Below are 7,093 nucleotides of genomic sequence, written 5' to 3'. Positions count from 1 at the left end.
GCTGGCGACAGTGGCCGGCACGGCGCTCGGCCTCGTCACCGGCTATTTTCGCGGCCTCGTCGACGATGTCGTCAGCCGAATCCTGGAAGCCTTCATGGCGATCCCGGTGGTCATCGTTGCGTTGCTGGCGATCGTTGCGCTCGGTACCTCGAAGACGACGGTCATCGTTGTCATCGGCTTAAGCTTCGCGCCGATCATCGCGCGCACCGTGCGCTCCGCGGTGCTGGCCGAGCGTGAACTCGACTATGTCGCTGCCGCGCAGCTAAGGCATGAAAGTGCCCTGCATACGATGTTCGTCGAGATCCTGCCCAACGTCATTCCGCCGATCCTGGTCGAAACCACTGTGCGGCTCGGCTATGCCATCTTCGCCGTCGCCACGCTCTCCTTCATGGGTTTCGGCATCCAGCCGCCCTCTCCCGACTGGGGGCTGTCGATCTCCAACAATTACGGCATGATCGGCGGCGGCTTCTGGTGGACGGTGCTGTTCGATGCGCTCGCCATCGCCTCGCTGGTCATCGGCGTCAATCTGGCCGCCGACGGCGTTCACGGAGCGCTCAATGACTAACTCCGCCAAGGCCGAAAACGCACTCGAAGTCACCGATCTTTCGGTTGCCTACCGCGTCGCCGGCCGCAACCGCGCCGTGCTGCGTAACCTCAGCCTCACCATCGGCCAGGGCGAAGCCTATGGGCTGGTCGGCGAATCCGGCTGCGGCAAATCCACCGTGGCGCTTACGGTGGTGCGCTATCTGCCGAGAAACGGTTCTATCACCGGCGGCACGATATCGCTCGACGGCCAGAACGTGATGAAACTCGACGCCGAGGCGCTCAGGCGGGCGCGGGCCGAAAGCGTCTCCATGGTCTATCAGGACCCGGGCAAGGCGCTGAACCCGTCGATCCGCGTCGGCCGTCAGTTGACCGAGATTTTTGAACTCGGCGGTATTTCGGGACAAGCGGCCACCGACCGGGCGATTGCGATGCTCAATCGCGTGCGCATCTCCGATCCGATGAGCGTGATGCAGCGCTACCCGCACCAGCTTTCCGGCGGCATGCAGCAACGCGTGGCGATCGCCATGGCGCTGGCCAACGATCCCTCGATGCTGATCCTCGACGAGCCGACCACCGGCCTCGATGCGACGGTAGAGGCCGAAGTGCTCGACCTGATCGCACAGCTGCGGCAAGAACTGTCGGCCTCGATCCTGTTTATCAGCCACAACCTCGCCGTCGTCTCCAACATGTGCGACCGCGTCGGCGTGCTCTATGCCGGCATGCTGGTCGAGGAAGGGCCGACGGAGGTCGTCTTCAACGACCCGCGCCATCCCTACACCGTAGCCTTGCTGCGCTGCCTGCCGCGCGGGGGCCAGCGCAAGGACCAGGGCCGCCTCGATACCATTCCCGGCTTCCTTCCCGGCATCGGGGTCGACATCAAGGGCTGCGCCTTCGCCGATCGCCGCGCGCTCGCCGACGACCGCTGCCGCAGCGAATTGCCACCGCTCTACGATCTGGGCGGCCGGCTGTCGCGCTGCTTTCATCACGACAAGGCGCAGGCGCTGCCGCGTGCGACACCGAGCGATGTGGCGCCTGTACCAAGGGCGGCGGCAGCGCCGGTGCTGCGCGTCACCGGGCTGAACAAGACCTATGCCAGCCATGGCCATGCACTGCGCGCCGTGAAGGACGTGTCCCTCGACCTGCGGCCTGGCGAAACGCTCGGGCTGGTCGGCGAATCCGGCAGCGGCAAAACGACCTTCGCCAGGCTGCTGCTCGGCCTTGTGCCGCCGGACGCAGGCGGCACGATCGAGCTGGAAGGCAAGGCGCTGGCGCCCAGGCTGGAGAACCGCAGCGACGACCAGATCAAGGCGATGCAGATCGTCTTCCAGAACCCGGACTCCGCACTCAACCGATCGCATTCGATCCGGCATCTGATCGGACGCGCGCTAAAGCGGCTGGCGGGCCTCTCCGGCAAGGCGCTGGAGGCTCGTCTCAACGACCTTGTCCGCTCGGTGCGGCTTACGGACCGGCATCTGGCTGTAAAACCGCGCCAACTGTCCGGCGGCCTGAAGCAGCGCGTCGCCATCGCCCGCGCCTTCGCCGGCGTCCCGCGCATCGTCGTCTGCGACGAGCCGACCTCGGCGCTCGACGTCTCGGTGCAGGCGGCCATCCTCAATCTGCTCGCCGACCTGCAGTCGAAGGAAGACGTCAGCTACATCTTCATCTCGCATGATCTGGCCGTGGTGCGTTACCTCTCCGACAAGATCGCCGTGCTCTATCTCGGCCGCATCATGGAGCTCGGACCGTCGGAGCAAGTCTTTTCCGGGCCGCATCATCCCTACACAGAAGCGCTGCTGTCGGCCGTGCCCAAACTCGACCAGACCGAGACGGCGCGCATTCGTCTCGACGGCGAAATCCCGAGCGCCACCAATCCGCCGTCGGGCTGCGTGTTCCACACGCGCTGCCCGCGCAAGATCGGTCCGATCTGCGAACAGCAGGAGCCGCCGCTGAGCGAGGCCCAGCCCGGCCATTCGATCCGCTGCCACATTCCATATGCCGAACTGGCCAGGCTGCAGAGAGCGGCCGTGACCGAGCCGGCATAGCGAGCGTCACCATCACCCGCGTGGCTTGGCCGGTCAGATCTGGCCGGCCATGCTGAGAGCACGGTCGCCTTCCGAAAAGCCCTGCCCTTCGGCCCAGTCTCTGGCCAGCGTGCGCAGGCCTGTGAGCGCGACATCCAGAACATCCGACGAGGCGGGGTTCGAGGGATAGGCGAGGTAGATCGGCCGCTGGAACACCGGCGTATTGTCGATGCGCCGCATCTCGCCGCGCTCGATATGACCGCTGACGGCGCTGAGCGGCAGATAGGCGGCGGCCTGCTGTGACAGCACGTGCTGCAGCCCGATGAAGACCAGTCCGGCCGATATGGCGGGCTTGACCATGCCGGCAAAGGCGCGGTCGTGCTCGATGCGGAACTCCAGCCCCCAATCCATCAGAATGTAGTTTTCGGTCCACGGCCTGGTCTGCGCGGCATGCTGGACAAGCACGACCTGATCGACCGCCAGCGTTTCGTAGACGATGCCGGGATGCGGTCGCGGCAGGTAGAGGATGCAGATGTCGAGCAGGCCTTCCGCCAGCTGGTCGATCGCCGAGTCCGGGAAGCTGCCCTCCAGCCGCAGCGCCACGTTCGGCCGCCTGGCGCGCATCCACTCGACCCATGGCGAGGTGATGCGGTCCCACAGATAGGCAGGCGCGGTCAGCCGCAGCAAGGTCTCGTAGCCATCGGGAACGGCGATGTCCTGCCGCGATTGCTCCCAGGTGCGGGTGATGGAAGAGGCATGTGGCAGGAACTGCCGGCCGGCCGGCGTCAGCGTGACGCCATCGCGGTCGCGCACGAAAAGCCGGCGGCCCAACTGCTCCTCCAGCCCCCTGATCCGTGCGCTGACGGTGGACTGCGCGAGGTTGAGCCGGCTGGCTGCGACGGTGAAGCTGCCATGGGTGGCGACTTCGAGAAAGCTGCGCAGATTTTCAGTGTCCATGCCCACCTCTGCATCGAAAATTTCGATGACCCCTATCAAAAAATATCGCTTTCCGGCGGCAGTCAACAATGAACTAGATGGCCGAACCCCAAGACACGCGAGGAATCCAGCCATGCCCAAGCATTTCCGGATGATCGACAACGCTCGCAGAACGCTCACTGCAATCGAAAATTCCGCTGTCGACGAATTGCTGGCCGGCAGGATGGACCGCCGCGACTTCCTGCGCCATGGCAGCGTGCTTGGTCTCTCACTGCCGTTCCTGGGCAGCCTTGTCGCGGCCGCCGGCCTCGGCACGCAGCAAGCACGCGCGGAGGGCAAGCCGGGCGGCACGGTGCGCGCCGGCGTGGCGACGCCGGGCGGCGCCATCGATCCCGTCACCTATTATGACAGCAGCAGCTACCAGCTGGTTTTCCAGACCGCCGAATTTCTCTGCATCACGCAGCCGGACCTCACCTTGAAGCCGGTGCTGGCGGAGAGCTGGGCGCCGAACGAGGACGGCAGCGTCTGGACGTTCAAGCTGCGCAAGGGCGTGAAATTCCACAATGGCGAGGATTTCAAGGCCGACGACGTCGTCGCGACCTTCGACCGGCTGGCCGACCCCAAAGGCGCTTCTAATGCACTTTCCGTGTTCAAGGGGCTGCTGTCGAAAGGCGGCACCCGGAAGGTCGACGACCACACCGTCGCCTTCCATCTCGATGCGCCGAATGGCAGCTTTCCCTATTCGGTGTCGATCGACAATTACAACGCCGTCATCCTGCCGGCGAGCTACAAGGGCGACTACGAAAAGACGTTCGAAGGAACCGGGCCATTCCGGCTGGAGACCTACACGCCAAAGGTCGGCGCGACCTTCATCCGCAATACCGACTATTGGGGCGAGAAGGCGCTGCCTGACCGGCTCGAATTCAAATTCTACGGCGACGTGCAACCGCGCATCCTGGCGCTGCAGGCCGGCGAGGTCGACATCCTCGACGCCGTTCCGCTCGATGTAAGCCAGGTGGTGCTGAACAGTCCTGATATCACGGTGCTGCGTGTCGCTTCGACCGCGCACCGGCAGCTTCACATGCGCTGCGACACCGGCCCCTTCACCGACAAGCGCGTGCGCCAGGCGCTGGCGCTGTGCATCGACCGCTCCAAGCTGGTCGACGGGCTGTGCCGCGGCATGGCGGCGACCGGCAATGACAGCCCCTTCGCACCCGCTTTCCCCGCAACCGACAAGACGGTGCCGCAGCGCGTCCAGGATATCGCCAAGGCCAAGCAGTTGCTGGAGGCGGCGGGCCTTGCCAGTGGTTTCGACATCACGCTAACGACGCTGCGCTATTCCGACATTCCCCGCTACGCGCAATTGTTCCAGAATTTCGCCAAGGGAATCGGTGCCCGCATCTCGCTCAACATCGAAGACCAGGACAAATATTACGGCAAGGCGGTGTTCGGCCAGTCGGACTGGCTGGACAGCCCACTTGGCATCACCGACTACGCCCATCGCAGCGTGCCGAACGTCTTCCTGAAGAGCCCGCTGGTCAGCGACGGTCCGTGGAATGCGGCGCATTTCAAGAGCCCGGCCTATGACGGCATGGTCACCAGCTATCTCAAGGCGCTTGATGTCGGCGCGCAACGCGCTGCCGCCTCCGACATCCAGAAACTGCTGCTCGACGAGACGCCTGTCATCTTCAGCTATTTTCCCGATCTGCTGGTGCCGGTGCGCAAGAATGTCAGCGGCTTGCCGCCGATCGCCGCCGGCCTGCTGCTCGATCGCGTGTCCCTGAGCTGATCGTGCCTCAACGCCCGATGACAAAAGAAACTAAACGGGAGACTACCATTCGCAAGCCTCATCTGCGCGGCCGCGGGCCGCATTTTCCGCTGCTCGACAGCATCGTGCAGTACGACTTCGAGCCGGGCTACATAGCCTTCACCATGCCGACGCAGAAGCGCCTGCGTGTGCAGGTGGGGTCAATGACCGTGGCCGATACGACCAACGCCTTGGTGTTCTACGAATCCGATCATCTGCCGGTCTACTATTTTCCGATCGGCGACGTTCGCGAGGAGTTCCTGCTGCCGAGCAAGACCACGACAGAGGACCCATTCAAGGGCACAGCCACCCACTATTCGCTCAACACCGGCATCACGCTGGTCGAGGACGCGGCCTGGCGCTATCTCGATCCGGTCAAGGGCTGTCCGCCGATATCGGACTACATGTCGTTCACCTGGAGCAAGATGGGGCACTGGTTCGAGGAGGACGAGGAGATCTTTGTCCACGCCCGCGATCCCTTCCGCCGCGTCGACTGCCTGCCGTCGTCGCGGCGCGTGCAGGTCATCCTCGATGGTGAGCAGGTCGCCGATTCACGCCGCGGCGTGTTCCTGTTCGAGACCGGCCATCCAGTGCGCCACTATCTGCCAATCGCCGACACGCGGCTCGATATGTTCGCGCCCAGCCGCTACATCTCGCGCTGTCCTTACAAGGGCATCTCCAACTATTATCACGTGACGACCAAGGCCAAGCGTCACGAGAACCTCGTCTGGTATTATCCTGAGCCGGTGCACGAGGCGGAGCGCATCAAGGGGCTGGTCTGTTTCCACCACGAGCTGGTCGACAAGATCCTGGTCGATGGCGTCGAAATCCCGAAGGAAGCCACGGCCGCGTCGAGCGGTTATTTCTAGGCATCGACGCCGCTTGCGCGCGGGCGCTTGATCGAAGCACGGGTCAGCGCATACCCTCCCTGGGACAGGGAGGACACTCGATGGATCTTTTCAAGCTGGATGGCGATGTCGCGCTGGTCACCGGCGCCGGCAGCGGCATCGGCCAGGCCATCGCGATCGGGCTGGCCGAGGCAGGCGCCGACATCGCCTGTTTTGGTCATGCGTCGAAAGGCGGGCTGGATGAAACGGCGCACCGGATCACGGCACTCGGCCGCAAGGCGCTGGTGCTGAACGGTACAGTGACATCGCAGAGCGATCTGGCGGCGGCGATCGATCGAGTCGAGAGCGAACTCGGTGCGCTGACCGTTGCGGTCAACAATGCCGGCATTGCCGGCTCCGAACCCGCCGAGACGATGCCGCTGGAGACGTGGCAGAAGGTGCACGAGGTCAATGTCGCCGGCGTGTTCCTGTCCTGTCAGGCCGAAGCGCGCAAGATGCTGGTGCGAGGCAAGGGCTCGATCATCAACATCGCCTCGATGTCGGGCACCATCGTCAACCGGGGCCTGACGCAGGCGCACTACAATTCTTCGAAGGCCGCCGTCATCCACATGTCCAGGAGTCTCGCTATGGAGTGGGCCGATCGCGGCCTGCGCGTCAATGTCGTCAGCCCGGGCTACACACTGACGCCGATGAACAAGCGGCCTGAGGTGGCCGAAGAGGTGAAGATCTTCAAGCGCGACACGCCGATGGGGCGGATGGCGGCGCCGGAGGAAATGGTCGGACCGACGGTGTTCCTGGCCAGCCGCGCAGCGAGCTTCGTCACCGGCCTCGACCTGATTGTCGATGGCGGCTACGTCTGCTGGTAGAGGTTCAACTTCGCCTGCAGTCTGAATTTATACGCCTCGCGCGGTGTTAGTCGTTGCGCGACATGAACC

At 64.2% G+C, this 7,093-nt stretch carries 6 protein-coding genes; 5 read left to right on the top strand and 1 reads right to left on the bottom strand.

Features of this window, described 5'->3' with window-relative positions:
- Together EN884_RS19405 and EN884_RS19400 are read left to right on the top strand one after the other, a co-directional pair.
- Nucleotides 1-565, top strand: a 565-nt coding sequence (locus EN884_RS19405; protein WP_164895061.1) for an ABC transporter permease, incomplete at its 5' end; no start/stop codon positions are given.
- Nucleotides 558-2,588, top strand: a complete 2,031-nt coding sequence (locus tag EN884_RS19400; RefSeq protein ID WP_128360686.1) for an ABC transporter ATP-binding protein — start codon at nt 558-560, stop codon at nt 2,586-2,588. The genes EN884_RS19405 and EN884_RS19400, both read left to right, overlap by 8 nt.
- Before the next feature lie 33 nt (nt 2,589-2,621).
- Here the strand turns inward: EN884_RS19400 and EN884_RS19395 are convergent, their stop codons facing one another.
- On the bottom strand, nt 2,622-3,524 hold the full coding sequence (locus tag EN884_RS19395) for a LysR family transcriptional regulator (protein ID WP_063170184.1): 903 nt from the start codon (nt 3,522-3,524) through the stop codon (nt 2,622-2,624).
- Between the two features lie 112 nt (nt 3,525-3,636).
- Between EN884_RS19395 and EN884_RS19390 the strand changes: the two genes are divergently transcribed.
- The 3 genes from EN884_RS19390 to EN884_RS19380 all read left to right on the top strand — a co-directional run bounded on the left by EN884_RS19390 (nt 3,637) and on the right by EN884_RS19380 (nt 7,024).
- A complete protein-coding gene (locus tag EN884_RS19390; protein WP_128360685.1) occupies nt 3,637-5,292 on the top strand; it encodes an ABC transporter substrate-binding protein in 1,656 nt (551 codons plus the stop codon).
- Nucleotides 5,289-6,179 carry a DUF427 domain-containing protein gene (locus tag EN884_RS19385; RefSeq protein WP_164745786.1) on the top strand — a complete coding sequence of 297 codons (891 nt, stop codon included), beginning with the start codon at nt 5,289-5,291 and terminating at the stop codon, nt 6,177-6,179. The genes EN884_RS19390 and EN884_RS19385 overlap by 4 nt, the downstream gene beginning before the upstream one ends.
- 80 nt (nt 6,180-6,259) lie before the next feature.
- Nucleotides 6,260-7,024, top strand: coding sequence for an SDR family oxidoreductase (locus EN884_RS19380; protein WP_013532887.1), 765 nt, complete (start codon nt 6,260-6,262; stop codon nt 7,022-7,024).
- The last annotated feature ends 69 nt before the right edge of the window (nt 7,025-7,093 follow it).

Origin of the sequence: Mesorhizobium sp. M7A.F.Ca.AU.001.01.1.1, from assembly GCF_004022735.1 — a bacterium.
In the GTDB taxonomy this organism is placed as follows: domain Bacteria; phylum Pseudomonadota; class Alphaproteobacteria; order Rhizobiales; family Rhizobiaceae; genus Mesorhizobium; species Mesorhizobium ciceri.
This window is presented reverse-complemented; position numbering and strand designations above follow the sequence as displayed.

Coding starts and splice junctions, on each gene's coding strand:
- EN884_RS19400 (WP_128360686.1), top strand. CDS start 558: ATGACTAACTCCGCCAAGGCCGAAAACGCACTCGAAGTCACCGATCTT.
- EN884_RS19395 (WP_063170184.1), bottom strand. CDS start 3,524: ATGGACACTGAAAATCTGCGCAGCTTTCTCGAAGTCGCCACCCATGGC.
- EN884_RS19390 (WP_128360685.1), top strand. CDS start 3,637: ATGCCCAAGCATTTCCGGATGATCGACAACGCTCGCAGAACGCTCACT.
- EN884_RS19380 (WP_013532887.1), top strand. CDS start 6,260: ATGGATCTTTTCAAGCTGGATGGCGATGTCGCGCTGGTCACCGGCGCC.